Here is a 22,653-nt window from a genome sequence, read left to right on the forward strand (position 1 = left end):
CTTTAGAGTGGAACCGGGCCACCCTCCCATTAGTTTGCCATTTCAGACAAGAACTTGATACGGACCAAGCGAATCTCCTCTTCCGTATAGTCACCGCCTAATTCCTCAATGGCGTCTTCCAGACCGTCGGTCTCCGAATCCTTGAAATACTCGTAAATATCCTCGATATGATCCTCATCCATCACATCATTCAAGAAATAATCGATATTGATACGTGTACCGGAATATACGATCGCCTCGATCTCATCCAAAAGCTCGGTGAACTCAAGTCCGTTAGTCAACGCGATCTCGTCCAGCGCCACCTTACGGTCGATCCGCTGAATGATTGAGACCTTCAACTTGGACTTATTAGCGACCGTACGTACGCGCAAATCCTCCGGACGCTCAATCTCGTTCTCCTCTACATGTTTCTTGATCAACTCAATGAACTCCTTGCCATAACGTTTCGCCTTACCAGCGCCCACTCCCGGGATATTCTGCAACTCGTCCAACGTGATCGGATAAGTAGTAGCCATAGCCTCCAAAGAGGGATCTTGGAAAATCACGAAAGGCGGAACTTCCAACCGCTTGGATAATTTCTTACGCAAATCCTTCATCATGGAATAAAGAACCGGGTCTACCGCACAAGAGGCGCCCCCACGAACCGGAACTTCCTCTTCCTCTTCCTCGAATTCATTGTCCTCGGTAATCTTGAACGATACCGGCTTCTTCATGAACTCCTTACCTTTTTCCGTGATTTTCAGCAAACCATAATTCTCAATATCCTTCGCTAAATAGCCAGCGATTAAAGCCTGACGAATAACGGCGTTCCAAGTTTTATCATCCTCGTCCTGTCCGGAACCGAAGACCTCTAATTCATTGTGCTTGTAATTTTGGATTTCGGAGGTTTCGTTACCTACCAAAATATTTACGATATAATCTGCCTTAAACTTTTCTTTCAACGTACTGATAACCTCCAGTACCGCGCTTAACAATTCCTTCGCTTCCACCTGCTTCTTTGGGTTCAAACAATTATCACAATTACCACAATTATCTTCCAGGTATTCCTCACCGAAATAATGCAATAGCACTTTTCTCCGGCAGACGGAAGTCTCGGCATAGGCTGCAGTCTCTAAAAGCAACTGTTTGCCGATTTCCTGTTCGGCCACGGGCTTTCCTTGCATGAATTTCTCCAATTTTTGCAAGTCCTTATAAGCATAGAAAGCGATACATTGGCCTTCTCCGCCATCCCTACCGGCACGACCGGTTTCCTGGTAATAACCTTCTAGGCTCTTCGGGATATCGTAATGAATCACATAACGGACATCCGGCTTGTCGATACCCATACCGAAAGCGATCGTAGCCACGATCACATCCGCCTGTTCCATCAGGAAGGCATCCTGATTGGCGGAACGTACTTGCGAATCCATTCCCGCATGGTAAGGCAACGCCTTTATCCCGTTGGCTTTCAAGATGTCGGCAAATTCCTCCACCTTTTTACGGCTCAAACAATATACGATACCCGATTTACCCTCGTTGGCTTTAATATACTTAATGATCTCGCGGTCTATATTCGTTCCTTTCGGACGAACCTCATAATACAAATTAGAGCGGTTGAAGGATGATTTAAAGACTGTAGCGTCTATCATACCCAGATTCTTCTGGATATCGTGCTGCACCTTAGGTGTAGCGGTAGCGGTCAGAGCGATTAACGGACGTTTACCGATCTCATTGATAATCGGACGGATTCTTCGATATTCCGGACGGAAATCATGTCCCCATTCCGAGATACAATGCGCCTCGTCCACCGCATAGAAAGAGATCTTTACCTGACGCAGAAAATCCACGTTCTCTTCCTTGGTCAAGGACTCCGGTGCTACATACAGCAACTTGGTACGTCCTGATAATATATCCGATTTCACCTGGTCGATAGCCGACTTATTCAAAGAGGAATTGATAAAATGGGCGACCCCATCTTCCTCACTGAAATTCCGCATCGCGTCCACCTGATTCTTCATCAAAGCGATCAACGGAGATATCACGATCGCGGTTCCTTCCATTAGTATGGATGGTAATTGATAACAAAGAGATTTACCTCCCCCCGTCGGCATTAATACAAAAGTATCCTTCCCGGCCAGCACGTTCTCAATAATAGCCTTCTGGTTCCCCTTAAAGGTACCGAAGCCAAAGTGCCGATTTAGCTCTTCTGTTAAATGATCCTTCTTTGCCATACTTCGTATTATTTATAGTAAACCGCCTACGTTTACGCGACCTGTAAACGGTTCACGTCCGATTTTTCAAATTTCTCTTTCGCATACTCCAACGTTACATGGAGTTCCTTTACTTTTTGAGATGGCATACTGTACATAGCGTCCATCATCACGGCTTCTACGATTGAACGTAACCCACGGGCACCCAGCTTAAACTCAAGCGCCTTATCCACGATAAACTCATAGACTTTCTCATCGAACGTCAGCTTAATGCCATCCATCTCGAACAATTTGACGTATTGCTTGATAATGGAGTTCTTCGGCTCGGTCAAGATGTTACGAAGCGTATCACGATCCAGCGGATTCAGATACGTGAGGATAGGTAAACGACCGATAATCTCCGGGATCAAGCCAAACGACTTCAAATCAGTCGGGGTGATGTATTTCAGTAAATTATTCCGGTCTACGGTAGCCGTATCCAAACTAGCCGAATAACCGACCACACGGGTATTTAAGCGTTGAGCGATCTTCTTCTCGATTCCATCGAAAGCACCACCGCAAACGAACAGGATATTCTTCGTATCCACCGCAATCATCTTTTGCTCCGGATGCTTACGTCCCCCCTGAGGAGGCACATTCACGATCGATCCTTCTAGAAGTTTCAGCAAACCTTGCTGTACACCCTCACCGCTGACATCCCGAGTGATAGACGGATTATCGCTCTTACGTGCGATCTTATCGATCTCATCGATGAAGACGATACCCCGTTGGGCCGCCTCCACATCATAATCCGCCGCTTGCAATAGCCGGGTCAAGATACTCTCAATATCCTCCCCCACGTAACCTGCCTCGGTAAGTACCGTAGCGTCCACGATAGCGAACGGGACATGCAATAACTTAGCGATCGTACGGGCTAACAAAGTCTTGCCCGTACCGGTAGCGCCCACCATGATAATATTAGATTTCTCAATCTCTACATCATCGGCGGTAACCTTTTGAAGTAAACGCTTGTAATGGTTGTACACCGATACCGACAGATAACGCTTCGCGTCATCCTGCCCGATCACGTACTGATCCAAGAAAGTCTTGATATCTTCCGGTTTAGGCAGATCTTTCTGCTTCAAACCAAAAGAAGTTTTCTTACCTCCTGTCTGCTCCTTTACGATCTCATACGCCTGCCGGGCACAATCATCGCAAATACAACCAGAGATCCCATTGATAAGCAAATTAACATCACGGCTACTCCTGCCGCAAAACGTACATGTATCGCCTGTTGTTTTGGCCATAGTTTCTTATTGTTGTTTTTGTTATTTACGTGTTAAAACATCGTCGATCATGCCATACTTTTTCGCTTCCTCCGCGGTCATCCAGAAATCACGGTCGCCATCGCGCTCGATCTCCTCATAGGGTCTACCTGAATGATCCGAGATTATGGTGTACAGTTCTTTCTTAACCTTCAAGATCTCGCGAGCGGTAATCTCGATGTCTGAAGCCTGTCCTTGTACGCCGCCAAGCGGTTGATGGATCATTACACGGGAGTGCTTCAAGCCGAAACGTTTTCCCTTGGTTCCCGCCACCAATAAGACAGACGCCATAGAGGCGGCCATACCCGTACAAATCGTAGATACGTCGCTGGAGATAAACTGCATCGTGTCATAAATGCCGTAGCCCGCATATACAGAGCCACCCGGCGAATTGATATAAATAGAGATATCCTTTCCGGGATCACTGGAATCCAGATACAACAACTGCGCTTGAATCACGTTAGCGGTATAATCATCCACTTGCGTGCCCAAGAAAATAATACGGTCCATCATCAACCGAGAGAAGACATCCATTTGAGCGACATTCAGCTGTCGTTCCTCTATAATTGTCGGGGAGATATAGCTACTGGAGATGTTCATATAACTATCCAGAGCCGTACCACTCATACCTAAATGCTTTGTAGCATACTTTCTAAAATCTTCCATATTTTCTCCTATCTTTTATTTACCGAGAAGACGTAAAAAGGGATTTCCCTCTGTGACTTAACGGAAAAACAAAGTTATAAATAAATTTCTGAAAGAAACAATTTATTTCGCTATCCGCTAAGATATTTTTAGAGAGAAATCCCTTTTTTGATATAAAACAACCTCCTAAGAGGCCGAGTAAAGATCTTTTTATTCAAAAAGTTTGTTGAACTCGTCAGCGGTTACCTCCTTAACATCAAGTTCCACTTGCTCTTTCAACCAAGCAGCCAATTTCTCCTCAACCGCACGGTCGATGATGTTCTGAAGTGTTTGCTTATTTTTCAACATGTCTTTAGCGTAGTTGTCAAGTACATCCTCAGGTACAGACAACATGCCGTATTGAGCGAACTGAGCCTTAGCCACACGTTTAGCGAAGTTCTCGATGTCAGCGTCCTCAACCTTCAAGCCGTTCTTCTTAACCAAGTTCTCCTTGATCAACTGATATTTCAAATCCTGAAGGATCTGAGGGAAGTCCTCGTCGATCTTCTCTTTCGTATTCTTCTCGTTAGCGGCAAGCAACCAACGTTTCAATAAATCGTCAGCGAAATTCAACTCGCCAGCTCTCTCAACCAACATATCACGAGTATCTGTCAAGAACTTGAAGTCACTCTGAGGAGCGAATTGCTCTGCCAAAGCTTCCTTGATCTTGTTCTTGAATTCTTCCTCGCTGGTAACCACGTTCTCGCCAAATACCTTGTCGAACAACTCTTGGTTCATCTCTGCGTCTTTATGACGGGTGATCTCCTTGATCTCAAAGCTAAAGTCGCCTGTAGTCTCAGCCACTTTCTCTTTATCGATCTTCAAGAAAGAAGCGATCTCAGCCTCAGCACCCTCGTAAGCCTTATTCGGGTTGAATACCACTACGGCATTTACTTTAGCACCGATAAATTTAGCTTTTTCTTCCTCATCCTTGATATACATAGGCATCAAGACAGCATCCTCAACAACGATACCACCTTCTTTCGGGGCACCATTCTCAAGCTCGGCTACCGTACCTTTTACCATATCTTTTTCCTCAACCTCGTCTACCTTGTCGTAAGAACCGAAGTTTGAGCGATAAGCGTTTACTTGGTTATTTAGCATTTCTTCATCGATAGCGACTTGATAGAACGGAAGTTTATCGTTCTTGCTCAACTCGATATTGATCTCCGGAGCCAAAGCCACGTCAAAACAGAATTCGAAATCCTCTTCCTTATCGAAATCCAACGGCTTTTGCTCAGTCTCGTTAGGCATCGGCTCGCCTAAGATATGCAAATCGTTCTCACGGATATACTTGAACAGATTCTCAGAAACTAATTTGTTTATCTCCTCTACCAGCACGTGCTTTCCGTACATTTTTTTAACCATGCCCATAGGAACCATGCCCTTACGGAAACCCGGTACATTGGCTTTCTGACGAAGGCTACGCAGGCTCTTGTCTACCTGATCAGCATAGTCAGCTTTCACTATTTCTAATTTCACGATACCGCTTACGGCATCATTGTTTTTAAGCGAAACGTTCATTCTGAATGATTTATTTAATTAATAGTCGTATCGAATTTTAGGTCGCAAAATTAGACTTATTCTTTTAATCGTGCAAATTTTGATCTGTTTTTATTCTTTTGTTTATATTTGGCGGCAATTATTTACCCTTTGAATGAATCATTATGAGAATAAAAGGAATATATGCTACCCGTCCGGCGATAATCCAACTTTTGATCCTCTTGCTATTCTTATTGGCTGGAGCCGTTTTATCATCTATTATATCCACGGGCTTATTACTTGCGACCCACGGTTTACAGGCTGATATAACCCAAGACGCTAATTTAATGAGGCTCATTCAGTTCATCTCGGCGATCTGTACCTTTTTGCTACCATCTATCGCCATGGCTTGGATATGTAGTGACAATCCCCGCCATTATCTATCAGTCAAGAAAATCACAGACGGCAGGATCTGGATTCTCACCTTAGTTTGCGTGTTCTTATTTTCTCCGGTTATCAATTTGCTAGGATTGCTCAACAAGCAGATGGAGTTACCCGCGTTTATGGCTCCTATCGAGGAATGGATGCGGGCGCAAGAAACCCTCGCCGAACAACTGACGACGATCCTGTTATCCAGCGATAGCGTTTGGGTAATCCTGGCCAACCTTATCGTTATCGCCGTTACGGCCGGGATAACCGAGGAGTTCCTGTTCAGAGGAGCCTTGCAACGAGTGATCGGGAAATGGACCTCCAACCCTCATACGATCATATGGGTCGCCGCCATACTATTTAGCGCCTTCCATTTACAATTTTACGGATTCTTGCCCCGGATGATACTCGGAGCCTATTTCGGCTATCTACTCTATTGGAGCAAGAGCATCTGGATACCGGTGTTCGCCCACTTTGTCAATAATGCTTTCGCCGTAATAGGGATGTCGGACAGTCGTCTCAAGGATAACGAGTTTATCACAGGCGATATTCCCGCCGAGCATCTTTTGGACTTTTGTCTTATCGCCGCCTTATCTTTCCTGCTGTTCATACTGGTAAACAGGCGATTGAAACGACTGCTATAAGTCTTTCTTACGCAGCACAAAGTCTTTTCCCAAATATTTCTCGCGCACGATCTCGTTCTCGGCTAGTTGTTCGGCGGTTCCTTGGAAAAGGACTTTTCCCTCGAACAGGAGATAGGCCCGGTCACAAATACTCAATGTCTCGTACACATTGTGGTCGGTAATCAAGATTCCGATATTCTTATGTTTCAAGCGAGCCACGATTGTCTGGATATCTTGTACGGCGATCGGGTCTACACCGGCGAAAGGCTCATCCAACATAATGAACTTCGGATCGATCGCCAGACAGCGGGCAATCTCCGCACGACGCCGTTCTCCACCCGAAAGCTGGTCTCCCAAGTTTTTACGAACCTTATTCAAACCGAACTCTGAAATCAAGCTTTCCAGTTTCTCTTTTTGGTACTCAATGCTACGTCCCGTCATCTCCAAGACCGAGCGGATATTATCTTCCACCGTCATTTTCCGGAAAATCGAAGCCTCTTGCGCCAGATAGCCAATGCCGTTGCGAGCCCGCTTATAGACCGGGAATTTCGTAATCTCCATGTCATTCAAGAAGATCTTACCCTCGTTAGGAGTGACCAAACCTACTGTCATATAAAAGGTGGTCGTCTTTCCCGCTCCGTTCGGACCAAGCAAACCAACGATCTCCCCCTGTTTCACGTTAATCGATACATGATTCACGACCGTACGAGTCCTATATTTCTTTACCAAGTCCTCCGTACGGAGCACCATTCGTTGTTCGTCTGACATAAGCTACTTAAAAATTTAACGCGAATGTACGTGATAATCCGCAGATCTACATCACATACATTCGCAAAAAAGCGATAAGAGAATTTAATAACTCCACTCAGATCGCCACTCGATCACGGGTTGCTCCCCCTCGAATCGGATAGGAAGCCAGATATAACGTCCGTCTATAGCGTTCTCCGGAGTCCAACGATCTCCCATATAAATAAAGCGATCCGCATGGCCGGGTACAGGCAATACGTACGTGCTCTGAGAATAAAACGACACCTCCGAGTTCTCTCCCCTAAACGGATTTTCCAATTCCTTCCAAGGTCCCCAAATCGAGGAAGCGACCGCCGATCGTCCCGCATTCGGAGCCCAGCCCGTACAGCCGGACATAATCAAATAATATTTCCCCTTCTGTTTGAACAAGGCTGGAGCTTCCATGAAACGCCCCGGGAAGAAACGGGCGTACTTACCGGAATAACTCGTATAATCATCGGTCAGCTGCGATATATGCAAGGTACTATTCTCTTCCGAGGAATAAATATGATAAGCGATGCCATCGTCATCCACGAAAAGGTTCATATCCCTAGCCATTTGTCCGGAGATTTGGTCACGCCCCAATAAATTCAATCTATCCGGATGGGCAGGTAACTCTCCACCGCTAAAACGTAGATCTGCGGAAAGCGTACAAGGTTGCTTATGTAGTTCCTGTACATTAACCGGCCAAAAACCGGCATTCGGACGGAAAGCGTTTACGAACGAGTAAGGCCCCGCCACGTTTTTACTGACAGCCACTCCACTCAATGCTCCCGAATAGCCAGCACCTCTCGGCTCTAAATGAAACCACATTACATATTGATCATTCTTTTTATTATAAATCACTTTCGGACGCTCCAACACGCATCCCTTAACAATATGGCTCGTCGTATCATCCGGCACGACCGATAAGGCGATTCCCTCGTCTTTCCAATTATATAAATCTTTCGACGAATAGCAATGAACGCCTACTTGAGCCAGATTTCCAGCCGAGCCCTCCGTTTTATGTTCACCAAACCAATAATAAGTATCCCCAACCCGTAGAATACCGCCACCATGAGCGTTTATATGTACCCCTTTATCATCCGGCCAAACTTCCCCCGGCTTAAAAGAAAGATCCTTCCGCAGGCAAGCCACACATAAACACAGCAAGCCGATCACTCCTAAAAGAATTCGCTTCATAAAAGTATTTTTTAGTATTTAAGAAAACAAACATAGTTAAAAAAGAGGGATGTGGCAAACTTTAATACCATAGGATTTACAAATAAAACCAATCTTGTTTCTAAGATGTTATATGGTTATTAGTGGATTTTACGCTATCTTTGCAAATTGAAATCAGAAATTTATCAAGATAAAAATGAATAAAGCATTACACAGAATGGGTGAGTATACCCTACTGATGATGAAGAGTATAACACTTCCAGACCGGTGGAGTATGTTCTTTAAGCAATTGATCAAAGAGATATACAAGCTAGGCGTGGATTCTCTTTGGATTGTCATAATCATCTCGGTCTTTATCGGTACGGTTATCGCCATCCAGATCTCCTTGAATATCAGTTCCCCCTTGATTCCTAAGTTTACGATCGGCTATACCACCCGTGAGATTATCTTGCTGGAATTCTCTTCCTCTATCATGGCACTAATCCTAGCGGGTAAAGTAGGCAGTAATATCGCCTCCGAGATCGGAACCATGCGAGTCACCGAGCAGATAGACGCCATGGAAATCATGGGTGTTAATTCAGCCAACTTCCTGATCCTTCCGAAAATGCTCGGTTTGATGATCTTTATTCCGGTATTGGTTATCTTCAGTATGTTCACCGGTATCATGGGCGGCATATTCGCCAGTTACTCAACGAGTACGGGAATGACTCCTTCCTCGTTCGAGTACGGTTTGCAATTCTACTTCAACGAGTTTTACATTTGGTATTCTATTATCAAATCCGTAGTATATGCGTTCATCATCTCATCCATCGCTGCCTATTTTGGCTATAACGTAAAGGGAGGCGCCCTAGAGGTAGGTAAGGCAAGTACGAATGCCGTGGTCATGAGCAGTATCATGATTTTACTTGCCGACGTAATATTAACCCATTTAATGCTTACTTAAAAATGATCGAAGTTAAGAATATAACGAAGTCTTTCGATGGACGTGTCGTCTTGAAAGATATAAGTACGACGTTCGAGGATGGTAAGACGAATCTGATCATCGGACGAAGCGGTTCGGGTAAAACGGTAATGATCAAGAATATCATCGGGTTAATGAAACCTGATACCGGACAGATATTATACGACGGCAGAGACTTGATCACGATGAACAAGCATGAGTTAAATATGCTGCGTCGGGAAATGGGTATGTTGTTCCAAGGTTCCGCTTTATTCGACAGCATGACGGTAATGGAAAACGTAATGTTTCCTTTAGATATGTTCTCTAAAGACTCAACAAAAGAGCGCAGGAAACGTGCGGAATTCTGTTTGGAACGTGTAAACCTGTCCGAGGCTGGACATCTATATCCTTCCGAGATCAGTGGAGGTATGATGAAACGTGCCGCCATCGCAAGAGCGATCTCCCTAAATCCTAAATACCTGTTCTGCGATGAGCCGAACTCCGGACTAGACCCCAAGACTTCTCTATTGATTGATGATTTGATTCACGACATTACGGTGGAGTACAATATGACGACCGTTATCAATACCCACGACATGAACTCCGTGATGAATATTGGTGATAATATCATCTTTATTAAGGAAGGCGTGAAGGAATGGCAAGGAACAAAAGAGCAGGTAATCACCTCTAATAACCAAGCGTTGAACGATTTCATCTTTGCGTCCGACCTGTTCAGGAAAGTAAAAGAAGTAGAAATGCTCCAAGAGGAAGGGTAAGTTAACATACTTGGCAAAGTATCTTAACTTCATCGGCTAAGTATCTTAACTTAAATGGCAAAGTATCTTAACATACTTCGCCATTTAAGCCAGCTTACTTTTTCCACTTATTTTTTATAGACCAAACACGTCCTTGATCTTATCTGCATAATCCAATTTCTCCCATGTGAATAACTCCACATCACAAGTAACCGGCTTCTGCAAATAACGGGAAGAGAATGTCTTCGTCACCGTCTGGGGTTTGCGTCCCATATGACCATAAGAAGCGGTCTCGAAATAAATCGGGTTACGCAATTTCAAACGCTCCTCGATCGCTTTCGGACGCATATCGAAGATATCCCAGATCTTAGCGGCGATCTCTCCGTCCGTCATATTCACCTTCGCACGGCCAAAAGTATTCACGAAAATATTCATCGGTTTAGCCACACCGATCGCATAAGACACCTGTACCAGCATCTCATCCGCCACACCGGCGGCAACCATATTCTTAGCGATATGACGAGCGGCATAAGCAGCCGAACGGTCTACCTTAGAAGGGTCCTTTCCAGAGAAAGCACCACCGCCATGAGCACCTTTGCCACCGTATGTATCCACGATGATCTTACGGCCGGTCAAACCGGTATCACCGTGAGGACCACCGATCACGAACTTACCGGTCGGGTTCACGTGATAAATGATATTATCATTAAACAAAGCCTGTACATGAGCCGGATATTGAGCCTTCACACGAGGTATCAATATCTTCTTCACGTCTAAGGCGATCCTCTTTTGCATAGCCTCATCCGCTTCCTTCTGTGAAATACCTTTCGGACCGATAAACTCATCATGCTGCGTGGATACCACAATCGTATCGATACGCAACGGCTTACCGTTATCATCGTATTCAATCGTAACCTGACTCTTAGCGTCCGGACGTAAATAAGGCATCAAATCCGGTTCTTCCTTACGGATCTTCGCCAATTCCCATAATAAACTATGAGATAAGTCCAACGCCAAAGGCATGTAATTCTCAGTCTCATTAGTAGCATAACCGAACATCATACCTTGGTCGCCGGCACCCTGCTCATAGGGATCCGCACGCTCTACGCCACGGTTGATGTCGCCACTCTGCTCATGGATAGAAGAGAACACACCACATGACTTCGCTTCAAACTGGTACTCGCTTTTCGTGTAACCAATCTTCTCGATCACGCCACGTGCCACTTCCTGCACATCCACATACGCACTTGATTTAACTTCTCCAGCCAAGACAACCTGTCCGGTTGTAACAAGGGTTTCGCAAGCAACTTTCGAATTCTTGTCATACGCCAAGAACTCATCCAGCAAAGCATCCGATATTTGATCGGCTACTTTATCGGGGTGCCCTTCAGACACCGATTCGGAGGTGAATAAATAACTCATCGTTTTAAATTGAAAAGATTACTAATCTACAACTGAATTGAACTTGGAAGGATTTTTCTGCCGGACGGCAACGAAAAGGATATGTTTTTAGCATTTTTTCCCGTGGTTGCAAGCAATACAAATCTATCCACGTCAATTCATTCGCAAAGATACGCAATAATTGAGAACTGAAAGTTTAAAATTGAGAATTATTTCTTCTTTTTGGAATTACGTAAGGCTTTTTTATATTTAAAGCCAGCCTTCCATTTCGCTGAATCAGAGCCATGTGTCCCTTTCAGGAAATCAGAGAACTTGATTTTCTTACCACTCGGATCCGTTGCCTCACCTTTCGCTTTCTTGAAAACGATCCCTTGCGTCATCGCTTTATTAATTTCTTTATTCATAACTCAAATCTCGTAGTTCATAATAAAAACTTATAATTCGGATAAAAGTTCACGCATCGTCTTGCCAAACACAGGATGTTTCACCAACGGAGCTACTTCTGCCAACGGTTCCATAACAAACGACCGTTTGTGCATCAGAGGGTGCGGTAGCGTCAGCCGCTCCGTATGCAGGATTTGCTCATCCACCATTAACAGATCGATATCGATGATACGGTCATGATACGCACCGTCACTTTTTTCGATACGTCCCATCTCGATCTCGATCAAACGGGTAGCGTCTAATAATTCCATAGGGGAAAGTTCCGTTGTCATAACGATCACGGCGTTCAAGAAAGTGTTGTCCGATTCAAATCCCCAAGGCTCCGTCTCATACATATCAGAAAGGGCAAGAACATCTCCCACCCTTTCAGCCAACAGCGCCGCCGCTGTCACCAAATTTTCTCGTTTATTGCCTACGTTCGTACCTAATCCAAGGTAAGCTGTCGCCATAGAAACCGGATTAAAGGATTAGCATAGCGTCGCCGTAAGCACCGAAACGATATTTCTCTTTCAAAGCGATATCGTAAGCGTCCATGATCAACTCATAACCACCGAAAGAAGCTGTCATCATCAATAATGTAGACAACGGCATGTGGAAATTTGTCACCATGCTGGTAGCCACGCTGAAATCATACGGAGGGAAGATAAACTTATTCGTCCAGCCCTCGAACTCTTTCAGATGACCATCCGTACTTACGGCCGTCTCGATCGCACGCATCACGGAAGTTCCGACCGCACAAACCTTGTGCCCCTCATCCTTTCCCTTGTTCACGATATCCACTACATCGGCATTTACGACCATTTGCTCAGAATCCATCTTATGCTTTGTCAAATCTTCCACGTCGATCTCACGGAAATTACCCAAGCCCGAATGCAATGTCAAGAAAGCGAACTGGCAATCCTTGATCTCCAAACGTTTCATCAACTCACGGCTAAAATGCAATCCCGCGGCAGGAGCCACAACCGCACCTTCTTCCGCGGCGAAAATATTCTGATAACGATCCTCGTCTTCCGGTTCCACCTCACGTTCGATATACTTAGGCAGCGGAGTCTCGCCCAAGGCATACAAAGCCTTCTTAAACTCGTCGTGGTTCCCGTCATATAAGAAACGGAGCGTACGACCCCGCGAAGTCGTATTATCAATTACCTCCGCGACCATGGAATCATCCTCGCCAAAGTATAACTTATTACCGATACGGATCTTACGAGCCGGATCCACCAATACGTCCCACAAACGTAAGTCCTCGTTCAGCTCGCGCAACAAGAACACCTCGATACGCGCCCCTGTTTTCTCCTTGTTACCGTACAAGCGAGCGGGGAAAACTTTCGTGTTATTAAAGATAAACACGTCACCTTTTCCATAATAGTCTAGAATATCCTTGAATTCGCGGTGCTCGATCTCACCCGTATCACGATGAACGACCATCAACCTCGACTCATCTCTGTTCTTCGCCGGATGTAAAGCGATTAATTCCGACGGTAAGTTAAATTTGAATTTCGAAAGCTTCATAATGCACTCTATTTATTTTTCTTCTTCTATTTTTACCACATTCTTCTCTAAGAAATCATCAATCTCCTCTGGAGACATACACATATCCAAGGTTACCTCTCCGATGCGAGTCCGTTCCAAACCAATCAAATGAGCGCCGGAATTCAAGGCCTTCCCGATATCACGAGCCAACGCACGAATATAGGTACCTTTGCTACATACCACCCGTATCTTTATAACAGGCAAATCACACTCCAGCAACTCCAGTTCGTCTATAACCAATGTCTTGGATTTTAGTTCAACCTCCTCTCCTTTCCTGGCTAGCTCATAAGCACGTTTACCTTCGATTTTGCAAGCGGAGAACACCGGGGGAATCTGTTGGATCGTACCCACGAATGTCTTTAAAACCTCCTCCACGAGCTCACGGGTTATATGTTCCGTGGGATACACGGCGTCTATCTCTTTCTCCAAATCGAAAGACGGGGTAGTCTCTCCCAACTTCAACGTAGCGATATATTCCTTCGTCTGATATTGAAACTCATCGATCCGCTTCGTAGCCCTCCCGGTACAAACGATCATCACACCTGTAGCCAAGGGATCCAGTGTCCCCGCATGTCCAACTTTAATCTTCTTTACCTTCAGTTTCCGACTTAGCTTATAGCGAAATTTGTTAACTAGGTCAAAAGAAGTCCACGTTAGCGGTTTATTAAAATATAAAATCTCTCCAGCTATAAAATCCATTCTTTATTTAAGTAATGTACAAGCAATTGTCACCAATCCCGCGATCGCGCAATAGATAGCGAAATAAATCAGTTTCCCCTTTTTCACGATGTTGATCATCCATTTACAGGCCACGCAACCGGAAACAAAAGCGGCCACGAAACCTACCGCTAATGATAACGCAGGAATGTCCCCGGCCACATCTTCACCTTTCACCATCTTCATCACATCCAACAACGCCTCTCCCAAGATCGGAGGTATTACCATCAAGAAAGAAAACTGGGCCAGTTTCGCCTTATTATTTCCCAATAACAAACCGGTAGCGATCGTTGATCCGGAACGTGACAAACCCGGCATCACGGCGCAAGCCTGAGCCAGACCGATAATAAAAGCGTCTTTCATCGAGATCGACTCTTTCTGGCGTGGTTTGGCATAATACGAAAATGCCAGCAAAGCCGCCGTCAATAGCAGCATACAACCAACGACCAATAAACCCGATCCAAAGATTTGTTCTACCGTATCTTTAAAGAATACCCCAACGATCCCGATCGGAATCATGGAAATCAAGATATTGATCACATACTTCGTCTCCGCGTTCATCTGAAATTTAAACAAACCACGGAATATCCAATCGATTTCCTTCCATAAAACCACTAACGTACTGAATACGGTCGCCACATGCACGACGATAGTAAACGCGAGATTCTCCTCTCCCTCTATACCAAACAAAGCGGAACCAATCGCTAAATGACCGCTACTGCTCACCGGCAGATATTCGGTCAATCCCTGTACGATACCCAGTATCAAGGCCTCAAACCAACTCATTCTGTTACTTCTTTATCTTTGCTATTCTTCAAGATTCCAAAAATCATCATCACGAAACCAATAACCGTAACCACCGGAGCTACCACGATACGGCGGGCGCTGAATATATCGGGATTGAACGTATTATCCCCGGAACCTCCACCACTCATCAATATGAAACCAAGCACGATGCAGGCAACCGCTACCGCAATCAGTATAAAATTCTCTTTTCCGAAAGCAAAATCTCTTTTAGCCATCTTTCTCAACTCTTTATTATTCGTACATTAAATATAATACAACTTATCGACCCCCATCCGCAAATATTTATTCACGGCAAAAATGGTCGCGATCACGGACAAGACAATACCTAAAGCAAACACTGCCACATAAACCAATAATAATGTCTGCATATCCAATATCTGGATAAAACCTTTCAATTCATTTTGCAAATAATATAACGCTCCGGTTAGCATCAATATTGCCAAGATAGAGGCGAAAATGCCACTTACTATGTTATATTTCACAAAAGGCCTACGTATAAAGCCGGAAGTAGCCCCCACTAGCTTCATCGTATGAATTAAGAATCGTTTGGAATAAATCAACAGGCGAATCGTATTACTGATCAACACGAACGAGATAATCATCAGTACCGCAGCCAAGGTTAGCAGGATCAAGCCCAACCGCTTCATATTATTATGGACCATCTCCATCATATCCTTTCGGTAAAGCAGCTCCGAGACCGACGTATAGTTTCTAATCTTCTTCTCTATCACTTGGAGGCTATCGGGGTTGGCGTACTCCGAATGCAGTTTCACCTCAATCGAGGCCTGTAAAGGGTTAAAGCCTAAGAAGGTTTCCGGATTCTCGCCCAGTTCTTCTTCCAACTCTTTCGCGGCTTGCTCTTTCGATATATACTCGGTTGATTTTATAAAAGGAAGAGCATCCAAGCTCTTCTGCATTTTCTTTATCTCAGTTTCTTTTTGGTTATCTTTCAGCACGATGGAGAAAGATAAGTTCTCTTTCACATAAACGGAGAGTTTATTACCCAACATCCCTATCAATAGAATGAGTCCTAGCAAGAATAGTACCAAGGAGATACTAATAACAGACGTAAGCCGGGAGTTAAAGAAAGAAACAGAACTAACTTTTTTATTTTCAGCCATCAGACTCTCACTTATTAACGTTAAATAAATTAAGGAGATGCGTACAGAGAACACACCTCCCAATTTTCTTGCAAAAGAACGAATAAAATAAGTAAGCCGAAAGGGTTTTAGAATATTTAACCTCTACAACTCTAACAAAGGCTATTCGTACATATACAATATATAGATTATTTCTGATTGAATACCAAGTCCAACCCTTGACTTCTATAGAATCCGAAACGGGTATCACTTGAAATAAGCGGTAGATGTTCCGTTATGGCATGCGCAATAATTACGTGGTCTGAGGGATCTTTGTGTCCCTGCGCCTCATTGATCTCCATATGCGCATACGTTTGCATATGTTCTTTTTTCAATGGCAATATTTTCACATAAAACTCCTTTTCTATGGCGACGATCATCGCTTCTGCCGACTTCCATCGTTTAGAACACAGTCCTTTATTTCGATAAGCGACAATCAGCTCACGTACGGACTCGGCACTTATATAAAGAAGGGTTTCCGGATCTTGGATAATAGCATCTATATTCCTATTTAGATATTCGGGATCAGATGCCATATATACAAAAATATTCGTGTCAATGAGATATCGCATTTACAGTAAAAATTTGGGGTCATTTACAATCAGACTTCCCTTTAACCGCTGCATAGCTTCCCATGTCTTACTTACCTTTCTTTTTCCAGTCTTCGCCACAGTTGTTTTAGTTTTGGCATTTTCTTCCTTTTTCTTTTCTTCATTTTTTTCCATAAGGCTTTCTGTTTTAATTTTCTATGATACAAAGATAACGTTTTATTTAATTATATCAGAACAAAAACAGATAAAGTAAAGCTTCTAGGATAAAAAAGAAGGCCGCCGGAACAAGATGTTCCTAGCGGCCTTCCCCAACATTAAAGACTCAAGGGTTAGTATTTTTTAATGATATTGCTAGCGAACGTTTACTTTCGTAGTCATGCGCTTTCCATTCTCGATAATCTCCACCAGATAGATGCCGGTAGATACCGGGATACGGGTAGTTCCGATAATTGAGTCGCCATACAGGCTAACTCCAGTCACCGCTATGATACGGATCGAGATTGGACGGGCCGGATGAACGGTTATCGCACCTCGCTCGCAATAGATTTGATGATCGTTGATGATTTGCTCGATACCTACCGTACCGGAGACAGTTACCACACAAGACGCCGTCTTGTTGCCGTCATCGGTAGCCACGGTAATCTTACAGGTACCGATCTTCAGCGCAGTAACGACACCATCCGCGTCAACAGTAGCCACCGTCTCGTCGCTGCTGCTCCAAGAGACGGTTTTCATAGTGGCGTTATCAGGGGTAACTTTCGCTTGCAAGGCAAAAGATTCACCTACGGCCAATGCCTTGGACGTGATATTCAAAGAAACTCCCGTAACAGCCACATCTGTTCCCGGAGGTGTAGAAACCGGCTTGAACTCTGCCATAATAGCCAAGGACTTATCGACTTCAATCTCTACAGGCGAAGTCGTATACTTCTCTTCGCCTATTTGAATAACGGCCAATTCATAATCCGGATAGGCTTCCGCCTCAACGGTTAGCTTAGTCGCTTCCGCCACAGCGGTTCCACTCGTTATCTCGGTCTTCTCACCCTCACCCTTCAACATATAGACTTTCAAAGAGCCATTTTCCGGTTGAGCGAACGTGATAACTAACGCATCCGAACTTTTCACCGTAACCTCCGCTTCCGTAGTCGCATCCTCATAATTCGGATCATACGACGTGAAGATCACTTTCTTTTTCTGGTTATCGCCGGGTTTCAATATAGCTGACGCGTCAGCCCATTCAAATTTACCGGATATGGTAGTCCCATCTTTGGCTTTCGCTACACCACCGGACAATACGGACTCTGAGAGGGCTTGGCCTTCCGTGATCTCCGAAGCGGTCGGAGCGGTCAGAGCGTTCAAATCCACTTTCGCCTTATTGATAACCATTCTCTTTCCTTGGATGTCATTAGCGAAAGGTGCCCAATCATCATCACCCGCATACGATACCACTACTAAGTAAGTGCCGGCATTCATCGGGGTTGCCACTGATCCGTCCAGATTCGTATACTTAACCGTCACGTTTTTCGGATATGGTTTTGCCAATATATCATCCAATCCGACCAAATGGATCGAACCGTCGTATGTGAACGACAAGGGCTCGGTATCCTTCATCTTCACCTCCTGCTTTTTTTCAAATAGAGGGGTGAGAGTAATGGCATTACTCATCGTTACCGTCCGCTCAACATTTGTTCTGTTATCTTCCTTCCATTTTATGAACCGTTCGTTTGCGCCCGGGACCGCTCTCAACCTTAACTCCGTACCTTCGGGGAAGGTACGAGTAGCGACCACCAAGCCGCCGTTCGTTACTTCCGTATTCTCCGTGGTTAGCGCAAAGCTGTTTTCGACAGATCCCCTCAGGATCGAGTAATCAACCGGATTGTAATTTTTAGAGTCAAGCGGCATAAAGCGCAAGCGGTTAACCGCATTCTCTTTGAGGCTTCCGGAGATCTCGCTACCTGTGGCCGCACGGAGAGCCGATCTCTGTTCTGATGGATTCCAGATCGCTCCCGCAAAATCTTGGGTAAGCTCGGCTGTTACCGTATTCCCTTCTACGGAAGGTTCCTCCAGCAAGGCCATGTCCGCTTTAGTGATTATCAATTGGGAGGTTACATTTTCTACTTTCTTGTATAAGTCATCCTCGGCGCGACTAATCGTCACGTCATACGTGCCGGCCGATTTCGGGTTGTCCAAAGGCGCTCCGCCTAGGCTATAGGAGACATCGAAATTCAGGCCGGAATATCCCTCCAGCCTTACGCTGAAACTTCTCGATAGCTTATTATAGACAAGCGTCTGGGGTGCCTTCTCTATCAAGCCTGACAAATCCTTCTTCTCCACGAAATTGGCGGTGACTGTCATCGGGCCCGTCACCGTGAAGCTCTCGCCGGACTTGATCTCGGTAGAGTTCACCATCAAGCTCACGAAGCGATACCCCTCATTGACCGTGACCGTGGCGGTCAATGTTTTTTTGTAGTCCATGCCTGAATTCTCATCGACTTCCACACCTTCAGACTTTAATACGATCGTTCCGGCACCCTCAAGATTCATCGCCTTTTTGACCTCGAATTGCGCAAGTCCAAACGTGACATCCACCTTGACCTCTTCCTTGCCTACCGTGAATGTGCTATCGGCGGGCGAGTAAATCGCGCCCTCCACCTTTACGGAGTTCATCTTATAACCATAATCCGCCTTCGTGATCACTTTCACTTTCACGTCCTCATTCACCGCGTCACCCGGAGTGATAGGCGCCTTCGTCTTCGTGTTTATCAAGGCTACGCTACCGTTTAGAGATGAGCCCACCTTTACCAGATGACCGCTCACGATCCTCTCGAAAGTCACAGCGATATCCGCATCTTGGATCAGCGTATACGAGCCGTTATTCACCAACGCGTCGTTTACCTTTACCGCTTGGACCTTGTAGCCGGCCTTCGGCTCGACCGTGATCGTCAATAAGGTTCCTTGCAACCACTTCTTTCCACTCGTGACACGCTCGCCATTGGCATATACATTCAACGAGCCATTCGACGGGGTATCAAAAGTCACCTCATACTCGATCGGGGCGAACTCGGCGCTTATATTACGGTTCTTGGTCGCCTCCAGCGTACGATTGGCGGAGGTATTCCCATCGCTCCACTTCACGAACACATAGTTCTTATCCGCGATGGCGGTCGCTGTCAACCGGGAATAGCCCGCGTACCGGTCATTGGCCGTACGGCCTTCCAGCTTGACACTTCCGTTACTGCCGGCCGTTACCAACATCGTATAGACAGGTACGACGCCTCTCAACTTGATAAACGTATCTTTCACCGCATACAACGGGCTGCTAGGCTCATATATCAACCCATATTCCGTTGACTCCTCCGCGGAGATGGTGTCGTTCGGGTTCTTCCATGAGAACGTACCGGAAGTAGAGCCTCCCGTCAACACGTAAGCGGACAAGGACTGTCCTTCCTCAATACGACCCGAGATAGTGGGCAATACCAGATTTTCCACCTCTTTCTTGCTCTCCACCACTAACGTAACCGTATCAGAGAGGCTACGGTATGTCAAGTCCTCCGCACGGCTCAAACGGGCCTTATAAGAACCCACAGCCAGCGTGGAAGGCAATGTCGTAACCCAAGCCGTACCGCTCAATTGATATTCGATCTTGATATCCTCCACAGCACTTGTTACCGTGACCGGCTTGATGGAGCCGACCGTCTGGACAAGGTTGTTAGCCACGAACCTCACCGTATCCTTGGAGACGAACGCAAAAGTATAGCTATCGCCACTCGTCAGACTAGGAGTCGTGTACGTGTAAGAGGTATTTCCATTAGCATACGTTCCCTTGATCTTCGAGATATCCACGTCCGAAGAGGCTTGCTTAATAGCCCCTAGCCTATAGTTGGCATTCGATACGATCGAAAAAATGACGGGCTTACCGTAAGCGATCTCACCACCGCTAATGATGTCCTTGTTGTCCATCTTGGCGGTAACCGTGCCCTGTCCACCATCGACAGCGTAAGCCAAGGTATTGGCATTACGGATCGTAAACGTTTTAGAGGAATCCTCTAACGCGGCATACTCCATGGTCTCCGGACTAAATAAGACGATCTTATAAGCTCCGACTATCTGCGGTAACGTGGAAGTCTCCGAACCATCGGCCGCACGATATCGAGCCACTTGTCCCGCTATTTCCGGCGTAAACTTAATAACCGGCAAATTCTTCCCGGCCACGATCTCGTCTTTTGTCGCCGAAGAACCTGTTACACTCACGGAAATCGTTTTCTTCGCGGCGAAACCTACTGACAAGGTCGTAGAGGAGGTTAACGAGGCGGTCGTATAGGTATAAGAGATCGTGTTATCCTTATTTAGCGCGCCTTTTGGCAAGGCTGATACCGCAGTTCCATTCACAACAATCTTATTCAATAGAAATCCGGGGTTAGCGATAATTGTAAATACGGCAGGTTGCCCGTTAATGATCTCGTTACCGCTTGCCATGTCCGTAGAGCCCATCTTGGCGGTAACCGTACCTTGTCCGGCCGTTTCCACGTTATAATTTAATACATTCGCTTTAGATACCGTAAACTTCATGTTCTCATCCTTCAAGGCGGCATATTCCGCGGTCTCGGGACTGGTCGCGACGATCGTGTAAACACCATCCGCCGCAGGAAGTTTATCGGATAAAGCTCCGGAAGCGTTCTTATATTGAACCTTCTGCCCCGCTATCGTATTGGGGGTAAATGTGATAACCGGAAGATTCTTACCAGCCAAAACCTCATCCTTCGTGGCAGATAATGGATTGGCTGTTACAGATACGGTTTTCTTCGCGGCAAATCGCACGTCAATAACCGTAGAAGCGGTCAACGCCGATGTCGTATAATCCGCATAGGAAGTCTCATTCGTAGAAGAATTAAAAGTTCCTTTCGGCAAAGTCACCTCATTATTATCTACGGTAAGTCTGCTCAACACATAACCGGGCTTGGAGGCAATCTTCAATACGGCTGGCTTATTATAAACGATCTCATCACCACTGGCGATAATGGAGCCATCCATAGAAGCGGTTACAGATCCTTGCGCCTCCTCAAACGAGTAAGAAAGCGTATGGGGCGGTTGTACCTTGAATAGAATCTCCTTGTTTATGGCGGCTTGCGTATCAGTCTCCGACTTGGTTACGACAACATAATAAAGTCCAGCCTTTTCGGGTAGTTCATCCGTCAAAGCAGCAGAGCCATCCTCCCTGTATTGTACTTTATACCCCGTAATAACCGGGTCAAAAGTAACCTTGGGCAAATTTACCTTCGCCCTTATCTCATCCAAGGTGGCATACTCAGGAGAGATCGTGACTGTCACCTGCTCTTTCGCCTTGAACACCGCCTTGATTTCCGTACTACCGGTCAAAGCGGTGGAAGTATAGGAATAGGTGGTCGTATTATCATTTTGAAAAGTACCGCTCGGCAACGTGCCAATAGTAGCCGTATTCATCGTTATATCCGACAGGACATATCCGGGCTTCGCCGTGATCGTGAAAACAGGTTTACTATTATATGCCACCTTGGAACCCGTGGCTACCGTACTGGTTATGGTTCCTTGATCCGTATTCGCCGAGCTATAATTCAATGTCACCTTGAACGTCGGAAGATCCGGGGCGGAACGTAAATCTGAATCTTGCGCATGTACCTGTGCCATCGCGATGACAGCAAGGAATATCGCTAATATACTCTTTTTCATGTTTATCT

At 45.4% G+C, this 22,653-nt stretch carries 20 protein-coding genes; 3 read left to right on the forward strand and 17 right to left on the reverse strand.

What is annotated here, in order from left to right; all coding sequences use genetic code 11:
- Positions 1-29 precede the first annotated feature (29 nt).
- The 4 genes from recQ to tig form a co-directional block, all read right to left on the reverse strand.
- Entirely contained in the window at positions 30-2,210 is a 2,181-nt protein-coding gene (recQ, locus tag QVP94_RS06945) for a DNA helicase RecQ (RefSeq protein WP_005853936.1), read from the reverse strand.
- 32 nt (positions 2,211-2,242) lie between these two features.
- Positions 2,243-3,475 carry an ATP-dependent Clp protease ATP-binding subunit ClpX gene (gene clpX / locus QVP94_RS06950; protein ID WP_005853934.1) on the reverse strand — a complete coding sequence of 411 codons (1,233 nt, stop codon included), beginning with the start codon at positions 3,473-3,475 and terminating at the stop codon, positions 2,243-2,245.
- 21 nt (positions 3,476-3,496) lie between these two features.
- Positions 3,497-4,159 carry an ATP-dependent Clp endopeptidase proteolytic subunit ClpP gene (gene clpP, locus QVP94_RS06955; protein ID WP_005853931.1) on the reverse strand — a complete coding sequence of 221 codons (663 nt, stop codon included), beginning with the start codon at positions 4,157-4,159 and terminating at the stop codon, positions 3,497-3,499.
- Positions 4,160-4,348: 189 nt separating this feature from the next.
- On the reverse strand, positions 4,349-5,701 hold the full coding sequence (tig, locus tag QVP94_RS06960) for a trigger factor (RefSeq protein ID WP_005853929.1): 1,353 nt from the start codon (positions 5,699-5,701) through the stop codon (positions 4,349-4,351).
- Between the two features lie 143 nt (positions 5,702-5,844).
- On the opposite strand from tig, the gene QVP94_RS06965 reads away from it, so the two are divergent.
- Positions 5,845-6,732 (forward strand): CPBP family intramembrane glutamic endopeptidase, encoded by an 888-nt coding sequence (locus QVP94_RS06965; protein ID WP_009017964.1) that lies wholly within the window; start codon positions 5,845-5,847, stop codon positions 6,730-6,732.
- On the opposite strand, the gene lptB is transcribed toward QVP94_RS06965, so the two are convergent.
- Together lptB and QVP94_RS06975 are read right to left on the reverse strand one after the other, a co-directional pair.
- Entirely contained in the window at positions 6,727-7,479 is a 753-nt protein-coding gene (lptB, locus tag QVP94_RS06970) for an LPS export ABC transporter ATP-binding protein (RefSeq protein WP_008779931.1), read from the reverse strand. The genes QVP94_RS06965 and lptB overlap by 6 nt on opposite strands.
- An 84-nt stretch (positions 7,480-7,563) precedes the next feature.
- Complete coding sequence (locus tag QVP94_RS06975) at positions 7,564-8,679, reverse strand: glycoside hydrolase family 43 protein (RefSeq protein WP_022192249.1); 1,116 nt, start codon at positions 8,677-8,679, stop codon at positions 7,564-7,566.
- A 175-nt stretch (positions 8,680-8,854) separates the two neighbouring features.
- Here QVP94_RS06975 and QVP94_RS06980 point away from each other — a divergent pair, with 175 nt between their 5' ends.
- Both QVP94_RS06980 and QVP94_RS06985 read left to right on the forward strand, forming a co-directional pair.
- The gene (locus tag QVP94_RS06980) at positions 8,855-9,601 is read left to right on the forward strand and encodes an MlaE family ABC transporter permease (protein WP_008773770.1); all 747 of its coding nucleotides are present in this window, start codon (positions 8,855-8,857) and stop codon (positions 9,599-9,601) included.
- Positions 9,602-9,603: 2 nt separating this feature from the next.
- Positions 9,604-10,374 carry an ABC transporter ATP-binding protein gene (locus tag QVP94_RS06985; protein WP_005853918.1) on the forward strand — a complete coding sequence of 257 codons (771 nt, stop codon included), beginning with the start codon at positions 9,604-9,606 and terminating at the stop codon, positions 10,372-10,374.
- A 114-nt stretch (positions 10,375-10,488) separates the two neighbouring features.
- On the opposite strand, the gene metK is transcribed toward QVP94_RS06985, so the two are convergent.
- The 11 genes from metK to QVP94_RS07040 form a co-directional block, all read right to left on the reverse strand.
- Entirely contained in the window at positions 10,489-11,775 is a 1,287-nt protein-coding gene (gene metK, locus QVP94_RS06990) for a methionine adenosyltransferase (RefSeq protein WP_005867099.1), read from the reverse strand.
- 188 nt (positions 11,776-11,963) lie between these two features.
- Positions 11,964-12,158 carry a hypothetical protein gene (locus QVP94_RS06995; protein WP_008773773.1) on the reverse strand — a complete coding sequence of 65 codons (195 nt, stop codon included), beginning with the start codon at positions 12,156-12,158 and terminating at the stop codon, positions 11,964-11,966.
- Positions 12,159-12,188: 30 nt separating this feature from the next.
- Positions 12,189-12,647 (reverse strand): 2-amino-4-hydroxy-6-hydroxymethyldihydropteridine diphosphokinase, encoded by a 459-nt coding sequence (folK, locus tag QVP94_RS07000; protein WP_005853912.1) that lies wholly within the window; start codon positions 12,645-12,647, stop codon positions 12,189-12,191.
- 10 nt (positions 12,648-12,657) lie between these two features.
- Complete coding sequence (queA, locus tag QVP94_RS07005; protein ID WP_005853911.1) at positions 12,658-13,707, reverse strand: tRNA preQ1(34) S-adenosylmethionine ribosyltransferase-isomerase QueA; 1,050 nt, start codon at positions 13,705-13,707, stop codon at positions 12,658-12,660.
- A gap of 12 nt (positions 13,708-13,719) precedes the next feature.
- Positions 13,720-14,427 (reverse strand): tRNA pseudouridine(55) synthase TruB, encoded by a 708-nt coding sequence (truB, locus tag QVP94_RS07010; protein WP_005853910.1) that lies wholly within the window; start codon positions 14,425-14,427, stop codon positions 13,720-13,722.
- Between the two features lie 3 nt (positions 14,428-14,430).
- On the reverse strand, positions 14,431-15,231 hold the full coding sequence (locus QVP94_RS07015) for an undecaprenyl-diphosphate phosphatase (protein ID WP_005853909.1): 801 nt from the start codon (positions 15,229-15,231) through the stop codon (positions 14,431-14,433).
- Positions 15,228-15,467 carry a DUF3098 domain-containing protein gene (locus QVP94_RS07020; RefSeq protein ID WP_005853907.1) on the reverse strand — a complete coding sequence of 80 codons (240 nt, stop codon included), beginning with the start codon at positions 15,465-15,467 and terminating at the stop codon, positions 15,228-15,230. The genes QVP94_RS07015 and QVP94_RS07020 overlap by 4 nt, the downstream gene beginning before the upstream one ends.
- A 27-nt stretch (positions 15,468-15,494) precedes the next feature.
- The gene (locus QVP94_RS07025) at positions 15,495-16,373 is read right to left on the reverse strand and encodes a cell division protein FtsX (protein WP_005853905.1); all 879 of its coding nucleotides are present in this window, start codon (positions 16,371-16,373) and stop codon (positions 15,495-15,497) included.
- Positions 16,374-16,540: 167 nt separating this feature from the next.
- Entirely contained in the window at positions 16,541-16,963 is a 423-nt protein-coding gene (locus QVP94_RS07030; RefSeq protein ID WP_005853903.1) for a type II toxin-antitoxin system VapC family toxin, read from the reverse strand.
- The gene (locus QVP94_RS07035; protein WP_005853901.1) at positions 16,964-17,116 is read right to left on the reverse strand and encodes a hypothetical protein; all 153 of its coding nucleotides are present in this window, start codon (positions 17,114-17,116) and stop codon (positions 16,964-16,966) included. It abuts the gene before it with no gap.
- 177 nt (positions 17,117-17,293) lie between these two features.
- Positions 17,294-22,645, reverse strand: a complete 5,352-nt coding sequence (locus QVP94_RS07040) for an Ig-like domain-containing protein (protein WP_022192250.1) — start codon at positions 22,643-22,645, stop codon at positions 17,294-17,296.
- Positions 22,646-22,653: the final 8 nt, after the last annotated feature.

This window comes from Parabacteroides sp. CAG:2, from assembly GCF_000436315.1.
In the GTDB taxonomy this organism is placed as follows: Bacteria; Bacteroidota; Bacteroidia; order Bacteroidales; family Tannerellaceae; genus Parabacteroides; species Parabacteroides distasonis.